Origin of the sequence: Propionicimonas sp. (assembly GCF_047606205.1) — a bacterium.
Lineage (GTDB): Bacteria > Actinomycetota > Actinomycetes > Propionibacteriales > Propionibacteriaceae > Propionicimonas.
On record NZ_JASGES010000041.1, the window covers coordinates 1 to 25,456 of the forward strand.

At 69.6% G+C, this 25,456-nt stretch carries 22 protein-coding genes; 11 read left to right on the forward strand and 11 right to left on the reverse strand.

What is annotated here, in order from left to right; translation table 11 throughout:
• Positions 1-141: 141 nt before the first annotated feature.
• Positions 142-1,284, reverse strand: a complete 1,143-nt coding sequence (locus QM633_RS02775; protein WP_415152198.1) for a PucR family transcriptional regulator — start codon at positions 1,282-1,284, stop codon at positions 142-144.
• Positions 1,285-1,422: 138 nt separating this feature from the next.
• Between QM633_RS02775 and QM633_RS02780 the strand changes: the two genes are divergently transcribed.
• The 5 genes from QM633_RS02780 (at position 1,423) to QM633_RS02800 (ending at position 6,000) form a co-directional block, all read left to right on the forward strand.
• On the forward strand, positions 1,423-2,811 hold the full coding sequence (locus tag QM633_RS02780) for an aspartate aminotransferase family protein (RefSeq protein ID WP_415152199.1): 1,389 nt from the start codon (positions 1,423-1,425) through the stop codon (positions 2,809-2,811).
• Between the two features lie 95 nt (positions 2,812-2,906).
• The gene (locus QM633_RS02785) at positions 2,907-3,509 is read left to right on the forward strand and encodes an AAA family ATPase (RefSeq protein ID WP_415152200.1); all 603 of its coding nucleotides are present in this window, start codon (positions 2,907-2,909) and stop codon (positions 3,507-3,509) included.
• Between the two features lie 117 nt (positions 3,510-3,626).
• Entirely contained in the window at positions 3,627-4,349 is a 723-nt protein-coding gene (locus QM633_RS02790) for an amino acid ABC transporter ATP-binding protein (protein WP_415152224.1), read from the forward strand.
• 8 nt (positions 4,350-4,357) lie between these two features.
• Entirely contained in the window at positions 4,358-5,053 is a 696-nt protein-coding gene (locus QM633_RS02795; RefSeq protein ID WP_415152201.1) for an amino acid ABC transporter permease, read from the forward strand.
• Positions 5,054-5,106: 53 nt separating this feature from the next.
• On the forward strand, positions 5,107-6,000 hold the full coding sequence (locus QM633_RS02800; RefSeq protein WP_415152202.1) for a substrate-binding periplasmic protein: 894 nt from the start codon (positions 5,107-5,109) through the stop codon (positions 5,998-6,000).
• Positions 6,001-6,244: 244 nt separating this feature from the next.
• Here QM633_RS02800 and QM633_RS02805 read toward each other — a convergent pair whose 3' ends face one another.
• The 3 genes from QM633_RS02805 to acs all read right to left on the reverse strand — a co-directional run bounded on the left by QM633_RS02805 (position 6,245) and on the right by acs (position 10,052).
• Positions 6,245-7,225: a DUF2804 domain-containing protein gene (locus QM633_RS02805; RefSeq protein ID WP_415152203.1), complete on the reverse strand. Its 981-nt coding sequence runs from the start codon at positions 7,223-7,225 to the stop codon at positions 6,245-6,247.
• Positions 7,226-7,272: 47 nt separating this feature from the next.
• On the reverse strand, positions 7,273-8,040 hold the full coding sequence (locus tag QM633_RS02810) for a hypothetical protein (RefSeq protein WP_415152204.1): 768 nt from the start codon (positions 8,038-8,040) through the stop codon (positions 7,273-7,275).
• A 146-nt stretch (positions 8,041-8,186) separates the two neighbouring features.
• On the reverse strand, positions 8,187-10,052 hold the full coding sequence (acs, locus tag QM633_RS02815) for an acetate--CoA ligase (protein ID WP_415152205.1): 1,866 nt from the start codon (positions 10,050-10,052) through the stop codon (positions 8,187-8,189).
• Positions 10,053-10,257: 205 nt separating this feature from the next.
• On the opposite strand from acs, the gene QM633_RS02820 reads away from it, so the two are divergent.
• The 3 genes from QM633_RS02820 to QM633_RS02830 all read left to right on the forward strand — a co-directional run bounded on the left by QM633_RS02820 (position 10,258) and on the right by QM633_RS02830 (position 12,939).
• The gene (locus QM633_RS02820) at positions 10,258-10,962 is read left to right on the forward strand and encodes a hypothetical protein (RefSeq protein WP_415152206.1); all 705 of its coding nucleotides are present in this window, start codon (positions 10,258-10,260) and stop codon (positions 10,960-10,962) included.
• 40 nt (positions 10,963-11,002) lie between these two features.
• A complete protein-coding gene (locus QM633_RS02825) occupies positions 11,003-11,449 on the forward strand; it encodes a MarR family winged helix-turn-helix transcriptional regulator (protein ID WP_415152207.1) in 447 nt (148 codons plus the stop codon).
• A 74-nt stretch (positions 11,450-11,523) separates the two neighbouring features.
• Complete coding sequence (locus QM633_RS02830) at positions 11,524-12,939, forward strand: MATE family efflux transporter (protein WP_415152208.1); 1,416 nt, start codon at positions 11,524-11,526, stop codon at positions 12,937-12,939.
• A 325-nt stretch (positions 12,940-13,264) separates the two neighbouring features.
• Here the strand turns inward: QM633_RS02830 and gabT are convergent, their stop codons facing one another.
• The 6 genes from gabT to QM633_RS02860 are packed head-to-tail and all read right to left on the reverse strand — an operon-like array spanning position 13,265 to position 19,913.
• Positions 13,265-14,605 (reverse strand): 4-aminobutyrate--2-oxoglutarate transaminase, encoded by a 1,341-nt coding sequence (gene gabT, locus QM633_RS02835; protein WP_415152209.1) that lies wholly within the window; start codon positions 14,603-14,605, stop codon positions 13,265-13,267.
• Positions 14,602-15,846 carry a saccharopine dehydrogenase C-terminal domain-containing protein gene (locus QM633_RS02840; RefSeq protein ID WP_415152210.1) on the reverse strand — a complete coding sequence of 415 codons (1,245 nt, stop codon included), beginning with the start codon at positions 15,844-15,846 and terminating at the stop codon, positions 14,602-14,604. Before QM633_RS02840 ends, gabT begins: the two co-directional genes overlap by 4 nt.
• Positions 15,846-16,640 carry an ABC transporter permease gene (locus QM633_RS02845; protein WP_415152211.1) on the reverse strand — a complete coding sequence of 265 codons (795 nt, stop codon included), beginning with the start codon at positions 16,638-16,640 and terminating at the stop codon, positions 15,846-15,848. Before QM633_RS02845 ends, QM633_RS02840 begins: the two co-directional genes overlap by 1 nt.
• The gene (locus QM633_RS02850; protein WP_415152212.1) at positions 16,640-17,554 is read right to left on the reverse strand and encodes an ABC transporter permease; all 915 of its coding nucleotides are present in this window, start codon (positions 17,552-17,554) and stop codon (positions 16,640-16,642) included. The genes QM633_RS02845 and QM633_RS02850 overlap by 1 nt, the downstream gene beginning before the upstream one ends.
• Positions 17,554-18,690 (reverse strand): ABC transporter ATP-binding protein, encoded by a 1,137-nt coding sequence (locus tag QM633_RS02855; RefSeq protein WP_415152213.1) that lies wholly within the window; start codon positions 18,688-18,690, stop codon positions 17,554-17,556. Before QM633_RS02855 ends, QM633_RS02850 begins: the two co-directional genes overlap by 1 nt.
• A 2-nt stretch (positions 18,691-18,692) precedes the next feature.
• Positions 18,693-19,913 (reverse strand): spermidine/putrescine ABC transporter substrate-binding protein, encoded by a 1,221-nt coding sequence (locus tag QM633_RS02860; RefSeq protein WP_415152214.1) that lies wholly within the window; start codon positions 19,911-19,913, stop codon positions 18,693-18,695.
• A gap of 349 nt (positions 19,914-20,262) precedes the next feature.
• Between QM633_RS02860 and QM633_RS02865 the strand changes: the two genes are divergently transcribed.
• The 3 genes from QM633_RS02865 (at position 20,263) to QM633_RS02875 (ending at position 23,820) form a co-directional block, all read left to right on the forward strand.
• On the forward strand, positions 20,263-20,703 hold the full coding sequence (locus tag QM633_RS02865; RefSeq protein ID WP_415152225.1) for an Lrp/AsnC family transcriptional regulator: 441 nt from the start codon (positions 20,263-20,265) through the stop codon (positions 20,701-20,703).
• Positions 20,700-22,103: an aspartate aminotransferase family protein gene (locus QM633_RS02870; protein WP_415152215.1), complete on the forward strand. Its 1,404-nt coding sequence runs from the start codon at positions 20,700-20,702 to the stop codon at positions 22,101-22,103. The genes QM633_RS02865 and QM633_RS02870 overlap by 4 nt, the downstream gene beginning before the upstream one ends.
• Positions 22,104-22,422: 319 nt before the next feature.
• Positions 22,423-23,820, forward strand: a complete 1,398-nt coding sequence (locus QM633_RS02875) for a glycosyltransferase 87 family protein (RefSeq protein WP_415152216.1) — start codon at positions 22,423-22,425, stop codon at positions 23,818-23,820.
• A gap of 66 nt (positions 23,821-23,886) precedes the next feature.
• On the opposite strand, the gene QM633_RS02880 is transcribed toward QM633_RS02875, so the two are convergent.
• Complete coding sequence (locus QM633_RS02880) at positions 23,887-25,221, reverse strand: PhoH family protein (protein ID WP_415152217.1); 1,335 nt, start codon at positions 25,219-25,221, stop codon at positions 23,887-23,889.
• Positions 25,222-25,456: the final 235 nt, after the last annotated feature.

Genomic DNA, 25,456 nt, shown 5'->3' on the forward strand with positions numbered 1-25,456 from the left:
CGCCGCCTCGATGAGGCGGCGGACCCCGGGTGAGCTCGACCCGGCCGGTCGCGAGGCGCAGGCCCGGCTCCCGGCCGGCGTCGTGGCCGGGCCGTCGGGGCCGAGCGCCGGTCACCCACCCCACGGATCCCGACGCGGGCCCTACATCGACAGGTACTCGCGGATGTACAGCGCGAGCAGCAGGTTGAACTTCACCGTGGCCTGTTCGAGGTTCACCTCGAGGATCTCCTTCACCCGCCGCAGCCGATAGACGACCGTGTTGCGGTGTGCCGGCAGCCGGGCCGCCGCCTCGAGGAGGTTGCCGTCGGCCAGCAGGTACACCTTCAAGGTGTGCACCAGCTCGGTGTCGTGCTGGCGGTCGTAGTCCTCCAACGCGCCGAGATAGGTGTCGTGCAGGTCCTCCAGCAGCCGCTGGTCGGAGACGCAGAACAGCAGCTGCAGCATGCCGAGCTCGTCGAAGCCGACGTAAGGGCGCTGCCAGAGCTCCGCGACGGCCAGCGAGAAGAGCGCGCGCCGGTAGGCGCTGCCGAGCTCGGCGAGGTCGGGGATCACCCCGCTCATCCCCAGCGCCACGCCGTCGCAGTAGCAGATCAGGTCGACCAACTGCTCGTCGCTCAGGCCGCCGTCGCGGCGCTGGTAGACCAGGACGTGCAGGTTCTCGTGCCGGAACAGGTGGTAACGCACCCCACGACGGTTCAGCGGCGAGGACAGCTTGCCCGGGATCGCCAGATTGTGGATCACCGCCACCCGGTACGGCAGCCCGGCGTCGAAGCCGGCCTGGTGCAGTCCGCGCAGCGCCCGCTCCGGCACCGGGGTCTGGTACAGGGCCGCCTCGAAGGCGGCGTTGATGCTCCCCAGCCGCTGCCGCTCCTCCAGCAGCAGCATCGAGAACTCCTGCATGATGTCGACGAGGTGGACCTCCCACGGCATCGTGAACAGCGGCAGGTGGTTGGCGTCGCAGAACTCCCGTACCGCTCCGGTCAGGTCGTCCACGCCGAGATAGGGCCCCACGTTGACCAGGACGCCACTGCAGTCGCGCATCGCCAGCATCCGGACGAAGTCCAGCAGGCTGACCCCTTCGCGGGTGAACAGCCCCGTGGTGATCACCAGCTCGCCTCCCTTGAGGAAGGAGGCGTTGTTGATGTCCTCGGCGAGGTAGACCCACGTCGTGGCGTTCGCGAGGCCGTCCGCCCCGGCGCACAGGTCGACCGCGTACTTCTCCCTGGCGCATTCGTACAGAACGCTGACCTGCGTCTCCACGCCCCTGCCCACCTGCTGATCCACGCTGTTTGTGCACCGGCCACAAAGCGATCAGGAAACCTTGTCGGCCCCACACCGTGCCGGTTCGTGACCGGCGCCGGAATACTGGCAGCGGCCGTCGCGTCGTGCGGCGAAACTACCCGACTCCAGGAGCTGACAAGCATGCTCGGGGAAGAACTTCCTCAGATCGTAACGAACACCCTGCCCGGCCCCCGCGCCGCCGCCGTGATCGCGCGCAGGGAGGGCGCCGTCCCCGCGGCGATCCGCTGCGGCTACCCGCTGGTCATCGAGCGCGGCGAGGGTGCGATGGTCGCGGACGTGGACGGCAACCGGTTCGTCGACTGGGTCGGCGGCGTCGGCGTGCTGAACCTCGGCTACAGCCGTCCGGAGGTCGTCGCCGCGGTCCGCGAGCAGGCCGGTCGCTACTTCCACGCGATGGCCAACATCATCACCCACGAGGGCTACGTCGCCCTGGCCGAGGCGCTCGCGTCCCGGGCGCCGGTGGCCGGGAACCGCGCGCTCAGCTTCTTCGCCAACAGCGGGGCGGAGGCCGACGAGAATGCCGTCAAGCTCGCCCGCGCGTTCACCGGAAGACCGAACATCGTCGTCTTCTCCGGCGCCTTCCACGGCCGCACCCTGCTCACCATGGCGATGACCTCGAAGAAGGCCTACGCCCGCGGCATGGGCCCGTTCCCCGACGGGGTGTATCGCGCCGACTTCCCCTACCTCTACCGGGCGCCCGCAGGACTGGAGGGCGAGGCGGCGATCTCCTGGTACCTGGGCAGGCTCCACGACGTGTTCGAGCAGGCCTCCCCGCCGGAGCAGGTGGCGGCGATCGTTGTCGAACCGGTGCAGGGCGAGGGCGGCTTCATCCCCGTCCCGCTCGCCTGGATCACCGCCGTCCGCCGGCTGTGCGACGAACACGGCATCCTGCTGGTGGTCGACGAGGTCCAGACCGGCTACTGCCGCACCGGACGGTTCTTCGCCAGCGAGTACTGGGCCGAGGCCGGCGTCCGTCCTGACATCCTCACCGCGGCCAAGTCGATCGCGGCCGGGCTCCCGCTGAGCGCGATCGTGGCCCGGGAGGAGATCATGGCCGCCGTGCCGGGCGGGGTGATCGGCGGCACCTTCGGCGGCAACGCCCTGGCCTGCGCAGCGGGCCTTGCTGTGATCGAGGTGATGGAGCGGGAGCGACTGGCCGACCGGGCCGTGGAGATCGGCGCGACCGTCACCGCCCGCTACCGCGAGTGGGCGGAGCGCTTCGACGTGATCGGCGACATCCGGGGGCTGGGCGCCATGGTCGGCCTCGAACTGGTCAGGGACCGCACCACCAAGCAGCCCCATCCCGACCTCGTCGCCGCGCTGGTCGCGGAGTGCGCCGCGCGCGGCCTGATCATCGAGAGCGCGGGCACCTACGGCAATGTCATACGCTTCCTGGCCCCGCTCGTGATCACGGACGCGCAACTGGCCGCGGGGCTCGACATCCTCGAGGCCGCGCTGGCCGTCCACGCTGCGCAGCCCGAACCGCTGTACGCGACGTACAGCCGCTGACCGGGAAGTTTGGCGCACCGGGACATAGGTAGCAGTACCACTTGCGGCTTAGGTTCGAGGCACTTCGCAGAACCACGGCCGGGAGGAGGGCGGGCATGACCACACCCTTCGTCGTCACGATCGCCCGGCAGTTCGGAAGCCTGGGCCGACCGATCGCCCGGACGGTGAGCGAAGCCATCGGCGTGGAGTACTACGACCGCGACATCGTCGAGCTGGCCGCGCAGAGACTCGGCCTTCCGGTCTCGACCATCAGCACCGTGGAGGAGAGCGCCCGCTCGACGCTCTTCGGCATGAGCGAGCCGCTCGGCGCCGGAACGACGCTGATCCAGGACGAGATCTTCAACGCCCAGCGCCGGATCATCCTCGATCTGGCCGACCGGGCGCCGTGCATCATCGTCGGCCGCTGCGCCGACCACGTCCTGGGCGAGCGGCCCGACGTGATGAAGGTCTTCATCTACGCGCCCTACGCCGCGCGGTTGCGCAACTGCGTGGAGCAGCTGCACCTGGACGTGGCCGAGGCGAAACACCTCATCTCCGCGGTCGACAAGGCCCGCGAGTCCTACCAGCGGCACTACTGCGGCTACTCGATGTCGAACAAGGAGCACAAGCACCTCATGCTCGACTCCAGCCTGCTCGGGGTCGAGGGGACGTGCGCGGCCCTGGAGTTCATCATCAGGGCCCGGTTCGGTCTCGGCTGAGCCGGCGGACAAACAGGCCGGCACGGCCTCATACACGGATACGGGAGCAACGGTGCCCCCTCCTTCCCGGAGGGGCACCGTTGCGCATTTCAGGCGAGAGGAGGCGCGCAGATGACCCTGCTGGAGGTGAGCAAGCTGTCGAAGTCCTTCGGCGACCTCGAGGTGTTGCGCGACGTGAACCTCCGGGTCGCGCGCGGGGAGGTCGTCGTGGTGATCGGCCCGTCCGGCTCGGGCAAGAGCACGATGCTGCGCTGCATCAACCTGCTCGAACGGCCGACCAGCGGGGAGGTCCGCTACCAGGGTGAGGACGTCTCGCGCCTGGGCCGGGAGGCACCGGAGTATCGCCGCAAGGTGGGCATGGTCTTCCAGCGGTTCAACCTGTTCCCGCTCAAGACCGTCCTGGAGAACGTCACCTACGGCCCGCTGAAATTGCTCCGGCTCCCCCGGCTCGCCGCCCGCGAGGAGGCGCTGGAACTGCTCCGCAAGGTCGGTCTGGAGAGCAAGGCGGACGCGTACCCGCACACCCTGTCCGGCGGCCAGCAGCAGCGCGTGGCGATCGCGCGGGCGCTGGCGATGCGACCCGACGTCCTGCTCTTCGACGAACCCACCTCCGCCCTCGACCCCGAACTCGTCGGAGACGTCCTCGCCGTGATGAAGACGCTCGCCACCGACGGCATGACCATGGTCGTCGTCACCCACGAGATGGGGTTCGCCAGGGAGGTCGCCGACCGGGTGGTCTTCATGGACGACGGCCTCGTCGTCGAGGAGGCCACGCCCGAGGAGATCTTCAGCAATCCCCGCAACCCCCGCACCAGGGCCTTCCTGGCCCGCATCCTGTGAGGCTGAGCATGGAACTCGACTTCGGAACCGCGCTCGCGGAGCTCGGCCCCAGCCTGCTGGACGGCGTCGGCATCGTCGTCTACATCACGATCGCGGGCTTCCTCAGCTCGCTGGTCGTCGCCCTCGTCCTCGCGATCGGGCGGCTGTCCCGCAGCCGGATCCTGAACGGCGTGCTGATCACCGTCATCGAGGTCATCCGCGGCACCCCGCTCCTGGTCCAGTTCTTCTACCTCTACTACGTGGTGCCCATGCTGATCAGCGGCATCGCCGGCCTGTTCGGGATCGGCATCACCGTGCAGATCGCGGCGTCGACCTGCGGGATCATCGGCTTCGCGATCAACTACGGCTGCTATCTGTCCGAGGTGATCCGGGCGGCCATCCTCGCCATCGACCCCGGGCAACGCGAGGCGGGCCTCGCCCTGGGATTCGGCGAGTCGCAGGTGCTGTTCCGGTTCGTCATCCCGCCGGCGCTGCGCAACTCCGTCCCGGTGTTCGGCAACTACCTGGTCATGATGATCAAGGACACCTCCCTGCTGGCCATGATCTCGGTCCAGGAGCTCCTGCTGCGGACCAGGACCTTCGCGTCCCAGACCTTCCTCACCGTCGAGGCCTACACCATCCTCGCCCTGGTCTATCTGGCCATCAGCATTCCGCTGTCCCAGGTCGCCAAGCTCCTCGAACGACGTCTCAGCCAGTCCCGCTGAGCGCGACCCCACCCATCGCCCGCGGCGAAATCACAGAAGGAAGAAGAAACATGATGCTAACCCGACCCAGGCGGCTCGCCGTCGCGTCCGTCCTCGCAGCCACGGCCATGAGCATGCTCGCCGCCTGTACCGTCACGTCCAACGCCGCGACTCCGGCTGCCGGCTCGGCGAGCAGCGCCGCCGAGTCCGCGCTGCTGACCACCATCAAGGCCCGCGGGAAGATCGTGATCGGATCTTCCAACGACGCCCCGTTCTCCTACATCGACGAGAAGACCAAGGAGGTGTCCGGCATCGACATCGAGATCCTCAAGGAGGTCGACAAGCGCCTCGGCATCCCCGACATCGAGCTCAAGGTGATCGACTTCTCCAACCTGCTGGTCGAGTTGAACAACGGCAACATCGACATGGTGGTGGACGCCATGTACGTCAAGGACGAACGCCTGGAGGTGGCCGCGTTCAGCGACAAGTGGTACCAGGAGGGCGAGGCGGTGGTGATCCCGACCGATTCCACGATCGCCAGCAAGGCCGACCTGAAGGGCAAGACCATCGGCGCCCAGCCCGGCACCGCCTTCTACGAGACCGCGGAGGCATGGAAGAAGGCCGGCGAGGTCGGCGACGTGGCGTCCTACGACAACCAGGCCAACCTGATGACCGCCGTGAACCTCGGCAAGGTGGACGCCGTCGTCACCGACGGCATCGTCGCCGGCTACACCCTGGCCCAGGACAGCACGCTGAACCTCAAGCTGCTCTCCCCCTACACCCCGGAGGCGTCCGGCCAGATCGGCTCGGCCGTGCGGTTCTCCGACGAGGCGTTCCTGACCGAGTTCAACACGGTGCTCAACGAGATGAAGACCGACGGCACCCTGCTGAAGATCCTGCAGGACTACGGCCTCACCGAGGACTACTTCGTGGGGGTCGAGGAGGGGAAGACCACCAACGTGAAGTGAGGAGTCCGGGCCGCCGCCCTGATCGGCCGGCGGCGCGATCTGGCCAGTCCTGTGGTCCGTCGCATGGCAGCCCGTCACATGCGCGAGCCATGGCGGCCGGATCGCGTCAGGCCCGGTCGTGGTCCGCTTCGATGGCGGCGGCCTGGATTCGCCACTCGTCGCCGTCGCTGTGACGCGTGGGACGGACGGGCCGTCTCGAATGGCCAGGTCGCGCCACCCGGCACAGGCAGGCGCGACCGGCGACTCACCAGCGGTTGGTGACGTCCTCCGCCCAGCCGTAGAGCCCGTCGAAGGACAGGTCACCGAAAGCGCCCGACCAGTGGCCGAAGCACTGGTCGGTGCGCGAGGCGACCACGCCGAGGTTGGTCGACGCCTTCCGGTCGTAGTCCGGAGTGAACGTCGCGTCCAGCCCGCCGCCCACGACGCGCCACGGCCGCCGCCAGTCAGCGAGGTCGTAGCTCCAGTCCAGCTCGACGTCGATCTTGTGCAGCACCCCGTCGATGAGGATCCCGTTCTCGGTGGCGCCGGTGCCGACCGTCCAGCTGCCGCCGACCTGGACGCCGATCTCGTGGCCACCGCTGATCCCCCAGCCCGCACCCCAGTTCCAGCGGACGCGGTAGGGCCAGCGGCCGCGACCGTGGTCGAGCACGGCCCACGACTCCCCCGCCGGCACCTCGTGGCGGACCCCGTCGATCCTCGCCGAACCGGCGGCCGGCAGCCCGATGTCCTTGACCGTGTACTGGAACGTGCGGTCGGTCCACGGGACGACGACCGCCAGGCAGTCCCGGTCCGGCGGCCGGGTGACGACCACGTCGAACTCCGCCCCCGGGATTCTCGCGCGCAGCCGGGTGCTGGTCCCTTCCGGCTCGACGGCGATCGCCAGGTCGTGCGCGCGGGCGTAGGCCGGCCCCGCTCCGTGCGACGGTGCGAGCCGGACCCCCCGCGACGGCAGCACGGTGGCCTCGCCGGCCCTGGGCCGACGCATGGCGCGGTCGAACACCCACACCGAGTGGACGGCCGCGTAGTCGATCGAGGAGACGGTCAGCGTGAGCACGTGGGTGGGGCTCACCACGCTCCAGTACTCCCAGCGCTTGTTGCGTCCCCAGCCGTGGCGACCGCCGATCCCCGATGTGTCGACGAGCGGACGGCGCGCCCACCCGACGGCGTCGGGGTTCAGGCTGCCGTCCGCGAGGGTCAGGGACACGGGCTGGGTGAGTTCGGCCATGCCGGCATTCTGGTCGGGCCAGGGAGCCGGCACCAGCCTGCGCGCGGTCAGCGCGCGGCGTCCGCGTTGGCGTCGATGCCGGTGTCCCTGTCCTGGGCCTCGACGGCGGGGGGCGTCCGTGCCGATCTTCTGCGCAGGTCCAGGTAGCCGACCAGGGTCACGGTCAGGGCCGCCAGGGTGTCGACGATCAGGTCCTCCATCGTGTCGGCCAGTGCCGCCCTGCCGACCAGAACCTCCCCGGTGTCGGTGACGACCTTCTGCATGTTGGTCCCGGCCAGGCCGTCCACCGTCCACTCGTAGATCTCCCAGACCACACCGCAGGCGACGGCGAAACAGAACGCGAAGAAGGCGACGAACTCCGGGCTGAGCCGGACGTGCCGGTTGTCGGCGTCGTTGAGCAGGCGAACCAGGAGGAAGCCGAGGGCGCCCAGCATCGCGCCGCTGAAGAAGTGCAGCACCGTGTCCCAGTTCGGGAAGCGGTAGTAGAAGCCGCGCACCTCCCCGAGGTAGATCGCCCCGTAGAGGAAGGCGAAGTAGGCCACCTGCATGCCACCCGGCACCCGGATGCCGAACCGGCGGTCGACGAAGGCGGGCAGGAACATCACGATGATGCCGCCCGCGCACTGGATCAGCATCAGCACGTAGTCGCTCTGCACGCGCACCGACGGGTCGGTGGACTCCGCCGGCGCGTTCGCGAGCCGGAGGGCTGCGTACCCGATCGACGCCGCGAGGGTCACCAGCAGGATCGCCCGGGCGATCCGCGCGGCCCGGGACGCCGGGGTGCTGCCCTCCGCGGGCTTCGGCGGTCCGGACATGGTGCGTCCTCTCCTGGGGTGGCCTGGCTCCGGACCACCGTACCGGCCGGCCGCCGTGGTGCCCGGGGCTGAGATCGCCAACCGAACACCCGGTGGACGGCCTCATCCGCCGCGGGTCCGCGTCCACAGGCGCGCGTTGCGGCTGCTCACTCCTCCAGCGTGGTGAGGTCCCCCTCGTCCTGCCCGAGCGCCCTGGCCTTGAGGACGCGGCGCATGATCTTGCCGGAGCGGGTCTTGGGCAGCTTGTCGGCGAAGTCGATCCCGTCGGGCTTGGCGATCGGCGACAGGTGCACCGAGACGTGCCTGCGCAGCTCCTCGGCCAGTTCCTGGCTGCCCTCGTAGCCCATCCGGAGCACGACGAAGGCGTGGATCGCGTTGCCCTTCACCTCGTGCGGCAGCCCGATCGCGGCGGCCTCCGCGACCGCAGGGTGCGAGACCAGCGCCGACTCGACCTCGGCCGTGCCGAGCCGGTGCCCGGACACCTTGATCACGTCGTCGGTACGCCCGATCACCCAGTAGTAGCCGTCCGCGTCCCTGCGGGCGGAGTCGCCGGCCAGGTACTTGCCCGGGTACTTCGACCAGTAGGTGTTCACGTACCGCTCGTCGTCGTTGTAGAGCGTGCGCAGCATCGCCGGCCACGGCTTGGTCAGGACGAGGAAGCCCTCCTCCCCGTCGGCGACCGGTTCGCCGGCCTCGTTCACGATCTCCGCCACCTGGCCGTAGAACGGCTTGCCCGCCGAGCCCGGCTTGAGCGGCATGGACGGGGTCGGGCAGATCTGGAACATGCCGGTCTCGGTCTGCCACCAGGTGTCCATGATCGGGCAGCGCTCCTTGCCGATCACCCGGTGGAACCAGTGCCACGCCTCCGGGTTGATCGGCTCACCGACCGAGCCGAGCAGCCGCAGCGAGGACAGGTCGTGCCGGTTCGGCCACGCCTCCCCGAACCGCATCAGCGAGCGGATCGCGGTGGGCGCGGTGTAGAAGGTCGTGATGCCGTAGTACTCGATCAGCTGCCACCAGCGGTTCGGATACGGGTAGGTGGGGCCGCCCTCGAACATGAAGGTCGTCGCGCCGGTCAGCAGCGGGCCGTAGACCAGGTAGGAGTGGCCGGTGATCCAGCCCGGGTCGGCGGTGCACCACCAGCGGTCCTCGTCGCGGATGTCGAAGGTGTACTTCAGCGTCGTGTAGGTCCCGACCATGTACCCGCCGTGCGTGTGCAGGATGGCCTTCGGCTTCCCGGTCGAGCCGGAGGTGTAGAGGATGAACAGCGGGTCCTCCGCATCCAGCTGCTCGGTCGGGCAGGGGCCGTTCGCGATCGGGAGCGCGGTGAGGTCGTGGTACCAGTGGTCGCGCAGCGCGTCCATGTTCACCTCGTGGCCGGTCCGCTTCACCACGATCACGTTCTCGACGGACGGGGAGAAGCGGACGGCCTCGTCCACGATGTCCTTGAGCTTGAAGATGCCGCCGTTGACCCAGGAGCCGTCCGCGGTGACCACGAGCTTGGACTCGGAGTCGTCGATGCGGCTGGCCAGCGCGTCGGCGGAGAAGCCCGCGAAGATCACCGAGTGCACGGCGCCGAGCTTCGCGCAGGCCAGCATCGCGAACACGACCTCCGGGATGCGCGGCAGGTAGATCGTGACCTTGTCGCCCTTGCCGATGCCCATCGCCTTGAAGATGTTGGCCATCCTGGTGACTTCGCGGTTCAGGCTGAAGTAGCTGAAGGTCTGGTAGTCGGTGCCGTTCTCCCCCACCCAGATCAGGGCGAGCTTGTTCTTGTAGGGCCCGGCGAGGTGCCGGTCGATGCAGTTGTGGACGATGTTCGTCTTCCCGCCCTGGAACCAGGTGTAGAACGGCGGGTTCGAGTCGTCCAGCACGGTGTCCCAGGGCCGGTACCACTCGAGTTCGGCGGCCCGGTCCGCCCAGAATCCGACCGGGTCTGCCGCGGCCGCCTCGCGCAGGGCCAAGTCCTCCGTCCCGTAGACCGCGGGATCGGGATAGACAGCGTCGTCCATGCATCCTCCATCGATAGGTGACGCCGCGAGCCTAGGCCGCGACCCCGCGCGCGGGAACCCCCTTTCCGGCGTCCGAAGTGCCCCGTGCCACCGGTGACTCTGACGCGATCCCGCCACTCAACGGCGGGATCGTGACGGTTGGGATGGCTGGGACGCGCAGAGGGGCGGGATCGCGTCAGCGCCGCCGGCTTGGCACGATGGTCGGGTGGACGACGACATCGTGCTGCGCAGCCGGGACGGGGTCACCGAGCTGATCGTCAACGGCGTCTTCGCCATGGACTCCGCAGAGGTCAGCTCGGAACTCGCGCTCGCCGACGCCGTCGCGGGGGCGCGACGGGTCCTGGTCGGCGGCCTGGGCCTGGGCTACACCGTGGCGCGCCTGCTGGACGGTGGAGCCGGGCACGTACGGGTGGTCGAGCTCTCCGCGGCACTGGTCGACGCGGCCCGCTCCGGAGCGACGCCGCAGCTCGGCGCGCTCGCGTCCGACCCCCGCGTGGACCTGCGGGTCGGCGACATCGCGGACGCGGTCGGCGCCGCGGCAGACGACACGATCCCTCCTCGAGCCCGGGATGACGGCCACATCAGCCACACGAACGGGTCGATCCCGTGTCGCTCCCGCGATGAACGGCCATGCGGCTGGGACGCGATCGTGCTGGACGTCGACAACGGGCCGACCTTCCTGATCCACGACCACAATGCGGACCTCTACCGCGTCGGGTTCCTCCGCCGGTGCCGGGACGCCCTCGCGCAACGCGGGCACCTCGTCGTGTGGTGCGAGGGCGCCAGCCCCGACCTCGCCACCGTGCTGGCGGACATCTTCGGCACCGTGGAGGCGATCACCGTCCCCGTAGCCCGCGGCGCGCGGCGCTTCGACTACGTCCTCTATCGCGCGACCCGGCACAATAGTTAGGTACTTGACTATTCGAGTTCTAACGATCTAGTCTTCTGGTGTGGCCACGAACGAGCACGCAGCGCAGATCGCCGAACTGATCGGACGGATCGCCATGCGCTCACGCCAGAACATGGCCACCGCGATGGACCAGGTCGAACTCGAAGGGCTGACCCCGCACCAGGCGCGCATCCTGGGGTGGATCGAGGCGAACGAGGAACGCGGCGTGATCCAGCGTGACATCGCCGATGTGATGGGAAGCCGCGCCGCGAGCGTCTCGAGCCTGCTGCAGGTGCTCGAACGTGACGGCTGGATCGAACGCCGCACCGACCCGTCCGACTCCCGGCGCAAGAGCCTGTACACCACCCCGAAGGGGCGGGCCCGGGTGCGGCGCTTCGAGTCCGACATCTGGGCCGGCGCGGGCCTCCACCTCGACAGCTTCACCGACGCCGAGGCCGACGACTTGCGCCGGCTGCTGGCCAAACTCGACCAGGAACTGGCCGACTGACCTGAACTCCTCCACTCCCGCGCCGCCGCGGCGCCCTGTCGCCGTGCCCGCGAACTCCCGAAAGGCGAACCGATATGACAACCGAGAACCTGGTCCCGACAAGGGACGATCGCTACTACCTGCTGGACGCACCGCTCACCAGGGCGCTCGTCCACCTCGCCGTGCCGATGATGGCGGCCGTGGCCGCCGGCATGGTCTACAGCATCATCAACGCCGGCTTCATCGGATCGCTCGGCTCCACTCCGCTGCTCGCGGCGATCACCTTCGGGCTGCCACTCACCGCCCTGGTGATGGCCGTCGGCGGGGTGTTCGGCACCGGCGGCAGTTCGGCGGTCTCCCGCTACCTCGGCGAACTCGAGAACACCACGCCCGAGGCCGCAGCGACGCTCCGCTCCCGGGTCCGTTCCTACTCGGCCTTCACCGTCTGGGGGGCGGCGCTGGCCGGGGCCGTCGTGGCCGTGCTGGGCCTGGTGTTCCTGCACCCCCTGGTCGCCCTGCTCGGCGCCTCCGGTGACACCGTCGGGCCCACCGCCGCCTATGTCGGGGTCCTTCTCGCCGGAACGCCGGTGCTGACGGTCGCGTTCGCGATCGAGCAGCTCGTCCGCTCGGAGGGTGCCGCCAGGGCGTCCATGATCGCGATCATCGCCTCGACCGTCGCGAACCTCGTCCTCGATGTCCTGCTGATCCTCGTGCTGCACTGGGATGTGACCGGCGCCGGGCTGGCGATCGTGCTCTCCAACGTGGTCACCGTCGGCTATCTGGCGTGGTACCTGCGCAGGAGGAGCCCTGAGCTGCGGATCGGGCTGCGCTGGTTCCGTCCCAACCTGGCCACCGCGAAGGAGGTGTTCGGGGTGGGGGTCTCGGAGTTGCTGATGAGCGGCTTCCTCATCGTGAGCTCGCTGGTGTTCAACAACGTGGCGATGTCGTACGGCGACTCGCTCCTGGCCGCGTTCGGCGTCGCCCAGCGGATCGTCCAGCTGCCCGAGTCGCTGGCGATGGGCGTCGCCCTCGGCGCGATGCCGCTGCTGGCCACCACCTTCGGTGCCGGTCTCGCCCGGCGTTCCTACGCGGCACTCGCCCACAGCGCGGTCTGGGTGGCGGTGATCGTCGCGGTGTTCGCCGTGCCGCTGTTCGTCTTCGGCGCCGACACTCTCGGCTTCTTCAGCTCCGACCCGGCGGTTCTCTCCCTCGGCGCGACCGTCCTGACCGCGCTGCTGGTCTCGGCGTTGTTCAACGGCTTCACGGGGTTGGCGATCACCTGGTTCCAGGCGAGTGGGCAGGCCGGGCCCGCGACGATCCTCTCGGTCACCCAGGGCGTGCTGTTCGTCCCGGTCCTGTTCGGCGCGCACGCATGGTTCGGCCTGACCGGGACGATCTGGGCGATCACGGTCTCGGAGGTGGCATGCTTCGTGATCGCGATCGGCCTGTTCCTCCTGCGCCGCCGGGCGACCACCCCGTCGGGGGAGGCCGCCGACCTCGCCCTCGCCTGACCCGGCACGAAGGAACCGTCCCCTTTCCCGTTCAGGGGACGGTTCCTTTCCCCTTCAGGGAACCGTCCCTTATCCCGTTCAGGGGACGGTTCCTTTCCCCTTCAGGGAACCGTCCCCCTTTCCCGTTCAGGGGACGGTTCCTTTCCCCTTCAGGGAACCGTCCCTTATCCCGTTCAGCTCGTCGGGGGCGTCGTTCTGTGAACGGAAAAGGGGACGCACCAGCGAACGGGAAAAGAACCGTCCCCGGGCGGTCGGTCGGCCGAGCCCGGCGGTCCCGCGATCGGGGCGGCAGGGACGGAACCCCAGGACGGCGCCGGCGGGACGGTCAGGCGAGGGCCTCGGCGAACGACTCGGCGAGCACGTCCATCGCGTCCTCGACGAGGGCGTCGCCGATCACCAGCGGCGGCAGCATCCGGATCACGTTCCCGAACGTGCCGCAGCCGAGCATCACCACGCCGCGCCGCGCACAGCCGGCCAGGACCGCCTTGGTCAGCGCGGCGTCCGGGGTCTTCGTGCCGTCCGGAACCACCACCTCGACGGCCTGCATGGCGCCCCGGCCCCGGATCTCCCCGATCTGCGGGTGGACCGCCGCCAACTCCCCGAGCCGGCCGGTGATCCGCTCACCGATCCGCTGGGCACGGCCGGCGAGGTCGTCGGCCTCCATCATCCCGATCGCCGCCAGCGCAGCCGCACAGGAGATCGGGTTCCCGCCGAAGGTGCCGCCCAGCCCGCCGGCCACGGGCGCGTCCATGATCTCGGCCCGGCCGGTCACCGCCGCCAGCGGCAGCCCTCCGCCCATCGCCTTGGCCGTGGCGACCAGATCGGGCACGACCCCTTCGAACTCGGACGCGAACCAGTCTCCGGTGCGACAGAAGCCGGTCTGCACCTCGTCGGCGATGAACACCGCACCGTGGGCGGCGCACCACTGGGACAGCATGCTCACGAAGCCTGGCGCCGGCACGATGAAGCCGCCCTCACCCTGGATCGGCTCGAGCAGGACGGCCGCCACATGGTCCTCGCCCACCTGCACGTGGACGCGGGAGGTGAACTCCGCGAACGCCTCCTCCGCGCACCGCTCCGCTCCCCCGGGCCAGCGGTACGGATAGGCCATGCCCATCCGGTACACCTCGGGCGCGAACGGCCCGAAGCCGTCCTTGTACGGCTGCACCTTGGCGGTGAGTGCCATCGTGAGGTTCGTCCGCCCGTGGTAGGCGTGGTCGAACGCGATCACGGCCTGTCGGCCGGTGGCCGCGCGGGCGATCTTCACCGCGTTCTCGACGGCTTCGGCGCCGGAGTTGAACAGGGCGGAGCGCTTCTCGTGGCCGCCGGGGGTGTGCTCGTTGAGCTTCTCGCAGACCTCGACGTAGCCGGGGTACGGGTTCACCATGAAGCAGGTGTGGGTGAACCTCGCCGCCTGCTCGCTCACCGCGGCCACCACCGCGGGCGCCGCATGTCCGACGGACGCCACCGCGATGCCCGAGCCGAAGTCGATCAGCTGGTTGCCGTCGACGTCGACGAGGATCGCGCCGTCGCCGTGGTCGATGTAGATGTCGTTGCCCACGCTCACCGCGGACGACACCGCCGCCCGCCTCCGGCCGGCCAGCGCCTGCGAGGCCGGCCCCGGCAGCGCAGTGCGGAGCGTCCGCTCTCGCTGGACCACACTCATCGCTCCTCCATTCCCCACCCCGAGCCGTACCCGGACGGTGCCGGCGCGGCCAGCAGCTCGAGGAACGGGACCGCATCGAAAGCCTCCGGCCCGAGCACTCCCTTCCCCGACCAGGTCCCGGTGGCCAGCAGCTCCAGCGCCACCACCGGGTTGATCGCGGTCTGCCACACCACGCACTGTGCACCGTAGTCGGCCATCGTGGTCTGGTTGTCGACGACGTGGTACAGGTACACCCGCCGCTGCTGCCCGTCGGTGCCGGTGCCGGTGACGTACAAGCCCGCGCAGGTCTTGCCGGTCATCCGCGGCCCGATCGTCGCCGGGTCGGGCAGGACGGCGGCGACGACGTCCCGTGGCGACACCTCGACGCCCTTGACGCGCACCGGCCTGGTGCGATCCAGGCCGAGCGCGTGCAGGGTCTTCAGGACGCCGATGAACTCCTCGCCGAGGCCGTACTTGAACGTCACCCGACCCGCTTTGAGCCACCTCGGCATCAGCAGCACCTCCTCGTGCTCGACGTTCACGCACTCCACCGGGCCGATGCCCTCGGGGAAGTCGAACACCTCGGGCTCGCTGAACGGCGGCGTGGTGTACCAGCCGCGGCCCGCCTCGTGGATGACCGGCGGGTTCAGGCACTCCTCGATCGTGGTCCAGATCGAGAAGGACGGGGCGAAGATCTCCTCGCCGGCCTCGTTGCGCACCACGAGGTTCGCGCCGTCCCGCGTCCCCAGTTCGTCGATCTCGCTGAACAGGTGGTCGGACGCGTACCTCGCGAACACGTCCGACAGGCCCGGCTCGACCCCCATCCCGACCAGGGCCAGCCGGCCCGCGGCCTCCCACTCCGCCGCCAGGGCGAACTGCTCGTCGCCGAGCTTCACCCCGACCTCGGCGTAGGGGCGCTCGGGGTGCGGGTGCGACAGGCTCATCGCCATGTCGAGGTAGTCGGCACCCGCGTCGAAGGCGCCGGTGAACACGCTCATCACGAACCGCGGGTCGACGGCGTTGAGGACGTGGGTGATCCCGTGTTCCCTGGCCAGGGCCGCCACGGACGCCGGGTCGGACGCGTCCACGCTGGCGGCGACGAACCGCTCCCCTCCTCCCGCGGCCACCGCGGCGGCGACACTCGCCCGCGCCCTGGCCGGGTCGAAGTCCGCGACGACCATCCGCTCGAAGAACCCTCGCCGGGCCGCGATCCGCGCCACTGCGTCGCCGACACCCCCGGATCCCACCACCAGAATGCGCACTACTGCGCCACCTTCCTCCTCCGGGCGCCGATCGCCTGCGCGATGCCGACGATCGCGATGGCACCCACGAACATGACCGTCCCGACCACGTTGACCTGGACGGGGGCCCCGCGCTGCGACGCGCCCCACACGTACATCGGGAACGTGACCGTGGTGGCCCCCGCGTTGAAGTTCGTCACGATGTAGTCGTCGAAGCTCAGGGCGAAGGCGAGCAGAGCCCCCGCACCGATGCCGGGCGCCACCAGCGGGAAGGTGACCTTCCAGAAGGCCTGCGCAGGCGTGGCGTACAGGTCGGCGGCGGCCTGTTCGAGGGCCGGGTCGAGCGAGGCCACCCGCGCCTTCACCGTCGTGATCACGAACGAGAGGGTGAACAGGATGTGTGCGATCAGGATCGTGGTCTGGCCGGTCGGGACGCCCATCGCGACGAACAGGGTCAGCAGCGAGGAGCCCATCACCACCTCGGGCGTGGCCATCGGGAAGAAGACCAGCAGGTTGGTGGCCGCGCGTCCGCGGAACCGGTAGCGGCCCAGCGCGAACGCCGCCGCCGTCCCGATCACGGTCGAGACCAGCGCCGAGGCGACCGCCACCCACAGGCTCAGCCCGAGCGCGTCGCACATGCCGGCGCTCGCGCACGGGTGCAGCCAGGCATCGAGGGAGAACTCGGTCCACTGGTAGTTGTAGCGCCCGCCGGGCTTGTTGAACGAGAAGATCATCACCACCAGGTTGGGGACGAGGATGTACACCATCACCAGCACCCCGGCGATCACCACCAGATTGCGTCGCAGCCAGTCCATCAGACGAGCTCCTCGGTTCCGGCGGCGCGGACGTAGACCGCGACCAGGATGATGATCGTCGCCATCAGGATGAACGACAGCGCGGCGGCGGCCGGGTAGTCGAGCACCCGCAGGAACTGGGAGTCGATGACCTGGCCGATCATCACGGTCTGGGTGTTGCCCAGCAGCTTGGAGTTGATGTAGTCGCCCGCGGCGGGGATGAAGGTCAGCAGCGTGCCGGACACCACCCCCGGCAGCGAGAGCGGCCAGATCACCTTCCAGAACGTGTTCCAGCCGTTCGCGTACAGATCGCCGGCCGCGTCCAGGAGCCGGGTGTCGAGCCGGTCCAGCGAGGTGTACAGCGGCAGCACCATGAACGGAAGGAAGTTGTAGACCAGGCCGCAGACCACCGCGAACGGCGAGAACAGCAGCGAGTCGTTGCTGGTCAGCTGCAGCCACTGCAGCACGTGGGTGAGCCCGGTGGCGCGGAAGAACCCGGCCACCCAGCCCTCGTCGGTCAGGATGATCTGCCAGGCGAGGGTGCGGATCAGGAAGTTCGTGAAGAACGGCGCCACCACCAGCACCAGCAGCATGCCCTTCCACCGGCCCGACCGGTGCGCGATGAACCACGCCAGCGGGTAGCCGAGCAGGAGGGTGCCGAGCGTGGCGATCGCGGCGTACAGGATCGAGCGGACGAACTGCGTCCAGTACCGGCTGAGCACGTCGCCGTAGATCGCGAAGTTCCAGGTCAGCGTGTAGCCGTTGTCGATGTCACCGGTCTGCAGCGACTGGGAGGCCAGCGAGATCGTCGGCACGATGAAGAAGACCGTCAGCCACAGCATGGCGGGGGTCAGCAGCACGATCGGGACGAAGTACCCGCGGCGCCGCGCCGTCCGCCTCGGTGCCGTGCCGCCCAGCGGGGTCGCGAACGCCATCAGCCGGCCGCCGGGACGAGGAACGCCTGGTGCGGGTCCCAGCCGAGCGTGACCTGTTCGCCGGGGCGAGCCGGCGTCGAGCCGTCGTTGGGCCGGGTCACGGTGAGCTCCTGGCCCCACGGCATCGCGACCAGGTAGGTCGTGGCCACGCCGGTGAAGGACGCGTCGGTCACCGTGCCGCCCAGCCGGTTCGCGCTGGGCGCGTCGGACGCACCGAGGATCCGCAGCTTCTCCGGACGGATCCCGAGCTGCACGCCGGCGCCGCCGGAGGGCACGTCGCCGGGAGCCGGCACCACCCCGTCGGGCAGCTGCGCCCGCTCGACGACGAGTCCGGTGCCGTGCGCGTGCGCGGTGACGAACTCGCCGCCCGGGTCGGTGAACCCTTCCAGCGGGAGGAGGTTCGACTGGCCGAGGAAGTTGGCGACGAAGGTGGTGGCCGGGTGGTCGTACAGGTCCGCCGGCGCCCCCACCTGTTCGAGGTGGCCGGCATTCATCACCGCGACCGTGTCGGCCATCGTCATGGCCTCCTCCTGGTCGTGGGTGACGTGGATGAACGTGATCCCCACCTCGGACTGGATCCGCTTGAGTTCGAGCTGCATCTCGCGGCGCAGTTTCAGGTCCAGCGCGCCCAGCGGCTCGTCCAGCAGCAGCACCTCCGGTTCGTTGACGATCGCGCGGGCGAGCGCGACACGCTGCTGCATGCCGCCGGACAGCTGTCGGGGACGCTGCGTGGCCCGGTCGGCGAGCTTGACCAGTTCGAGCGCCTCCATCGCCTTCCGCTTCCAGTTCTGCACCTTGAGCTGGCGCAGCCCGAAGCCGACGTTGTCGACGATGTTCAGGTGCGGGAACAGCGCGTAGCTCTGGAAGACGGTGTTGACGCGCCGCTGGAACGCGCGGGTGTGGGTGATGTCCTCGGTACCGAGGAAGATCCGTCCGGCCGTGGGCTCCTCCAGCCCCGCGACCATCCTCAGGGTGGTGGTCTTGCCGCAGCCGGACGGCCCGAGCAGCGCGAAGAACGACCCGGCCGGGACCACGAGGTCGATCCCCGCGACCGCGACGAAATCGTCGAACTTCCGGACCAGTTCGGTGAGCCTGAGCTCGCCGGACGCCTTCCGCGGCGTGGATGCGGACGCCATGGCTAGCCGGTCACCACCGACTGGAACTGCCGGTTGAAGGAGGTCTCCTCCTCCGAGCTCAGCGAACGGAACACCTGCGCCCTGGCCAGGGTCTCCTCGTTGGGGAAGATCAGCTGGTTGTTCGCGGTGTCCGGGTCCTTCTTGACCAGGATGTCCTTGACGCCCGCGACCGGCGAGATGTAGTTGACGTACTCGGTGACCAGGGCCATCACGGTCGGGTCGTAGTAGTAGTTGATCAGCTTCTCCGCGTTGGTCTTGTGCTGGGCCATCGCGGGGATCACGAAGTTGTCGGAGAACATCGGGAAGCCCTTCTCCGGCAGCGTGTAGCCCAGGGAAGGGTTGTCGGCGCGCAATTGCACGACGTCACCGGTCCAGGCCACGCACGCCGCCGTGTCGCCGGAGGCCAGCGGCTTGGTGTACTCGTTGCCGGTGAAACCCTTGATCTGACCGGCGTCCTTCGCCTGCTGGATCACCTCGATCGCGGCGCTGAACTGGTCCGCGGTGACGCTGTCCAGGCTCACACCCTGCTCGAGCAGCACGAGGCCGACGGTGTCGCGCATCTCCGTGAGCAGGGTCACCTTGCCCTTCAGCGAGGTGTCGTGGAGCAACTGGTCCATGCTCGTGACCTGCTTGCCGTCGGTCGCCTTCGGGTTGTACGCGATCCCGGTGAAGCCGCTCTGCCAGGGCAGGGAGTAGGTCCGTCCCGGGTCGAACTCCACGTTCGACAGCGTCGGCTCGAGGTTGGCGAAGTTCGGGATGTTGTCCTTGTTCAGCGGCAGGACGTAGCCCAGCCGGATCAGCCGGGCGACCATCCAGTCGGTGCTGACCCAGGTGTCGCGGCCGGTGTCCTGGCCGGCTTCCAGCAGCGGACGGACCTTGGCGAAGAACTCGTCGTTGTCGTTGTAGTCCTCGTTGTAGTTGACCGTGATCCCGCTCTGCTTGGTGAAGGCGTCGATGCTGGGGTGGTTGCCCTTGGCGCCGATGTCGATGTACTCCGGCCAGTTCGACCAGTTCACGACCTTCTCGGTGTCGGACAGGTCCGTCGCCTCCCGCGGGGTGGGGCTGGCGGATCCCGAGCCGGACGCCGTCGCATTGCGCCCCGGAGAGCCGCAGGCGCTCAGCAACCCGGCGGCCGCAACCCCCGCGATGCCGGCCAGCGCCGAGCGGCGCGAGATCGCCGCCCTGGCGAACGATGTGAGCAGGGGGTCCGGTCGTTCCGGCATGTCGCCTCCTTGGTCGTGGACTGGCCTCACGAATTGCCGTGCGCCACTGTGCGCATTCCGTGGCCGCGGTGCCCGTACCCGTCTGGACCCGGACACGTGACGCGGGCAGGGCCGAGGACGGCCCGTGACCGGGTCACGTCCGCCATCCGTCCCTCCGATCCCGCGGCCGATGGATGAGCATCTTGGTGCCCAGCACCCTAATCCGCAATCGTTTCGACAGAGTTACAACGAAAATCGTATCTGTAACGTTTGCCAACTCCGACTATCGCAGGGCAGGATCTGTTCCATGGCACAACCGCAGACCGGGTCGGCCGGAGCCCCGCCGGCCCCGTCCCGCGCCGCCGCGCTGCTGGACGAGACCGGCAAGCGGATCATCGAGCTGCTCCAGACCGACGGCCGCAAGCCATTCGTCAGCATCGCCGCTGAGGTCGGGCTGTCCGAGGGGGCGGTGCGCCAGCGCGTCCAGAAGCTGATCGAGTCCGGGGTCATGCAGATCGTCGCGGTCACCGACCCGATGGTCGTCGGCTTCACCCGGCAGGCCATGATCGGAATCCGCACCCGGGGCGACGTGGGGCCGATCGCGGACGCGCTGTGCGCGATCCCGCAGGTCGACTACGTCGTGACCACCGCCGGCAGCTTCGACCTGCTGGTCGAACTCGTCTGCGAGGGCGACCAGGAGCTGCTGGACGTCCTGATGACCTCGATCCGCACCATTCCCGGCGTCACCGACACCGAGACCTTCGTCTACCTCAAACTCAACAAACAGCACTACGACTGGGGAACCAGATGACCGAGACGACGCGCGGCGGAACACCGCTCGCCGACGCTGCCCGCAGCCACCTGTGGGGGCACTTCACCCGCCAATCCGTGTACGAGCCGGCCGAGGCCGGCGGGCTCGGCGCGACAGTGCCGATCATCGTCCGTGGCCAGGGCCACCGGATCTGGGACGACGCGGGCCGGGAGTACTTCGACGGTCTGGCCGGGCTGTTCACCGTCCAGGTCGGGCACGGCCGCACCGAGCTCGCGCAGGCCGCGGCCGAGCAGGCGGCGAAGCTCGCCTACTTCCCGCTGTGGAGCTACGCGCATCCCAACGCGGTCGAACTGGCCGAGCGGCTCGCCGGCTACGCGCCGGGCGACCTGAACCGCGTCTTCTTCACCACCGGCGGCGGCGAGGCCGTGGAGTCGGCCTGGAAGCTGGCCAAACAGTTCTTCAAGCTGACCGGGTCGCCGACGAAGACCAAGGTCATCTCGCGGTCGATCGCCTACCACGGCACCCCGCACGGCGCGCTGTCGATCACCGGCATCCCCTCGGCCAAGGCGCCCTACGAGCCGCTCGTGCCGGGTGCGCTGAAGGTGCCCAACACCGACTTCTACCGCGCGCCCGAGCATCTGCGCGACGACGAGTTCGCGTTCGGGCAGTGGGCGGCGGACCGGATCGCCGAGGCGATCGAATTCGAGGGGCCGGACACGGTCGCCGCGGTGTTCCTGGAGCCCGTCCAGAACTCCGGCGGCTGCTTCCCGCCGCCGCCCGGCTACTTCCAGCGGGTTCGTGAGATCTGCGACGCCTACGACGTCCTGCTGGTCTCGGACGAGACGATCTGCGCCTTCGGACGGATCGGCTCGATGTTCGCGTGCACCGACTTCGACTACGTCCCCGACATCATCACCTGCGCCAAGGGCATGAGCTCCGGCTACTCCCCGATCGGGGCGATGATCGCGTCCGACCGGCTGTTCGAGCCGTTCCGGACCGGCACCACGACCTTCTCCCACGGGTACACCTTCGGCGGGCACCCGGTGTCCGCCGCGGTCGCGCTGGCCAACCTGGACCTGATGGAGGCCGAGGGCCTCAACGACCGGGTCGCCACGCTCGCGCCGGCCTTCAAGGCGTCCCTGGAAACCCTGCTCGACCTGCCGATCGTCGGTGACGTCCGTGGTGCCGGCTACTTCTACGGCATCGAACTCGTGAAGGACAAGGCGACCAGGCAGACGTTCAACGAGGCAGAGTCGGAGCGGCTGCTGCGCGGGTTCCTGTCGAGGGCGCTCTTCGACGCGGGCCTCTACTGCCGCGCCGACGACCGGGGCGACCCGGTGATCCAGCTCGCCCCGCCGCTGACGATCGGCGAGCCCGAGTTCGCCGAGATCACCGCCACCCTGCGCGGCGTCCTGACCGAGGCCGCCTCGCTGCTCTGATCCCGCGCTGGGGAAGCGCCGACTGTCGCCCTCCGGGACCGACGACAGGTGGTTTCGACAAGCTCAACCAGCCGAGGTGGACCGAGTCGGGGACGGTTCTCCACTCGGTCCACCTCGGTGGAGCCCCCGGGGCGTGGACCGAGTAAGGAACCGTCCCCGACTCGGTCCAGGTCGGAAGTCCACATCATCCCTGTCTCGACCTCGGATCACGGCCGGCGCTGACAGGCCGCGCACAGACGGCTCCCGCCGGGCGCACACGTCGACGCGCTAGCTTGCACAGGAGATGTCCGAACCTCCCCGCAGTCCGAGACCCCGCCTCTTGTCGTGGCAGTTGGTGGCGATGGTCGCCGTGACCGTCCTGGCCGCATGGCTGAGCTACGAGCTGCGCTCGCCGTGCTTCGGCGGCTACAGCAAGGCCCTCAGCTTCTCCGCGGCGCGCGGCTGCGACAGCGACCTCCAGGTGATGTGGTTCGAGCGCGGGCTGAGGGAACACGTCCTGCCGTACCTGAACCTGCTGCCGAGCGTGGACTCCTCACCGGTGACCGTCGAGTACCCCGTCCTGACCGGCCTGCTGATGTGGGTGCTGAGTCTTCCCGCGACCAGCTTCGCCGGCTTCGTCGCGATGACCGCCGTGGCAATGGGCGCGCTGGCCTGCGTGCTGACCGTCGTCCTGTACCGCTTCGCCGGCCCACGGGCGTGGGCATGGGTGGCCGCTCCCGCCCTCGTCTTCTACCTCACCTACAACGTCGACCTGCCGCCGGTGGTGTGCATGGTCGGGGCCCTCGCGCTCGTCGTCGGCCAAGACCCGCGGACGGTGTCGCGGCCCCGCTACCTCGGCGCGGCGCTCCTGCTGGCCCTGGGCGGGGCGCTGAAGCTGTTCCCCCTTGTCCTCGGACCTGCGTTGGTGGTCTGGCTGGTCGTCGGACGCCCCGGCCCCCGCCAGACGCCGTTCCGGCAGCGGCTCCGGCGCAGCCTGGAGGCGGTGGCAGCCGCCGTGGCGCTGCTGGTGGCGGTGAACCTGCCCGTCGCCCTCGCCAGCCCCGAGGGCTGGCTGGCCCCGCTGACCTACCAGGCGTCCCGCACGATCACCCAGGACACGATGTCGATCTGGTACTTCCTGTCGACCTGGGTGGACCTCCCGCAACGGACGTTGATGACGCTCGCCACCCTCGCCACGGCTGCCGGCCTGGCCGCGGTTCTCGCCGTCGCCGGACGGCTCTCCCGACGGCTCGGAGAGTTCCCGCTCCTGGGCAGCTCGCTGGCACTGCTGGCCGCCTACCTGCTGCTGAACAAGGTGTTCTCACCCCAGTACACACTCTGGATCCTGCCGCTGCTGGTGCTGGTCGGGTTCCGGACCTGGGTCACGCTCAGCGTGGTCGTGGTGGACGTGGCCCTGTACTGGAGCTGGCACTTCCTGGTCCTGGCCTCGGTGACCTGGAACCTGCCCGCCTACACCCCGTGGCGCCTGCTCAACGAGGCGACGATCAGCGCCCGCGGCTGGCTGGTCGGGGCGTCCGCGGTCGTCGCGCTGCTCGCCTGCGCGCGTTCCCGCTTCCCGGTGGCGCTGTTCCTGCACGAGACCTCGCCCCTGCGGGGTGGCCCGCGCCCGCGCCGGCCGCGTCCGGCACCCGTCCCCGGCCTTCGCCCCGCACCCGGGGCCGTCCCGGTCGAGGCCGCGCCCAAGGTCCTCGTGGGCGCCGGCCCCCGCACCGACTGACCCGGTCACCGAGCAGACTGTCCCGAAGGCGTCGCGGTCGACGCTTGCGGGATCCTCCCGCGAGGCTCAGATCCCGACGTCCTCCAGCATCTCGGTCACCAGCGCCGCGATCGGCGAGCGCTCGGACCGGGTGAGCGTGATGTGCGCGAACAGCGGGTGGCCCTTGAGCCGCTCGACGACGGCGACCACCCCGTCGTGCCGGCCGACCCGCAGGTTGTCGCGCTGCGCGACATCGTGGGTGAGCACGACCCTGGAGTTCTGCCCGATCCGGCTGAGCACGGTGAGCAGGACGTTGCGTTCCAGCGACTGCGCCTCGTCGACGATCACGAACGCGTCGTGCAACGAGCGTCCGCGGATGTGGGTGAGCGGGAGCACCTCGAGCATGTCCTGCGCGATCACCTCGTCCACGACGTTCCGGCTCGCGACCGAGCCGAGCGTGTCGAAGACGGCCTGGCCCCAGGGCGACATCTTCTCGCTCTCGCTGCCGGGCAGGTAGCCGAGTTCCTGCCCTCCGACCGCGTACAAGGGGCGGAACACGATCACCTTCGAGTGCAACCGGCGCTCCAGGACCGCTTCCAGGCCCGCACAGAGCGCGAGGGCCGACTTCCCGGTGCCGGCGCGCCCGCCGAGGGAGACGATGCCGACCTCCGGGTCGAGCAGCAGGTCGAGAGCCACCCGCTGTTCCGCGGAGCGTCCGCGGATGCCGAAGGCCTCCCGCTCCAGCACCCGCCGCACCGAGCCGTCGGCGACCACCCGTCCGAGCGCGGAGGAACTGGTGCCGTGCAGGACGACACCGGTGTGGACGGGCAGGTCGATCGCCTCCGGAACAACGGCCGAGCCGTCGGCGTAGAGCCGTTCGATCGTGGCCGCGGGAACGTCCACCTCGGCCATTCCGGTCCAGCCGGAGTCCGGGGTGAGCTCGTGGCGGTACTCCTCCGCGGCGAGCCCGACCGCGGACGCCTTCACGCGCATCGGCAGGTCCTTGCTGACCAGCACGACGTCATGACCCTCGGCGCGGTAGTTCAGCGCGACGGCGAGGATGCGGGAGTCGTTGTCGCCCAGCCGGAAGCCCGGCGGCAGCAGCTCGGGGTCGGTGTGGTTCAGCTCGACCCGCAGCGTGCCCTCCACCTCGTTCACGGGGACGGGCGCGTCGAGGCGGCCGTAGCGCACCCGCAGGTCGTCCAGGTAGCGCAGCGCCGTGCGCGCGAAGTAGCCCAGTTCGGGGTGGTGCCGTTTGGCCTCCAGTTCGGTGATCACCACCACCGGCACGACGACGCCGTGCTCGGCGAAGTTGCGCAGGGCGTTCGGGTCGCTCAGCAGCACGGAGGTGTCGATGACGTAGGTCTTCAGCGCCAGCGCGGACTCGCGGGTGCCGGTGAAGGCGGTCCTGGTCGACGGCATATCGATCCTTGTCCGAGCCGGATCGCCACCCGTCCGGCTCTACCGAAGTGGTCAGCCGAAGGGCAGGGGCCCGGGCGCGGGCCCGCGGGTCACGCTCTCTCGAGCAGGACGACGCATGCGATGCCTCTCGTCGGACGGATGGGCACCCGTCCGTGGTCCGAGAGTAGGCGCGGCCGCCGGGCCCGCTCCCCCGACACGCCGTCCGCGGGGTGGGAGTTCACCCAGCTGTCACATG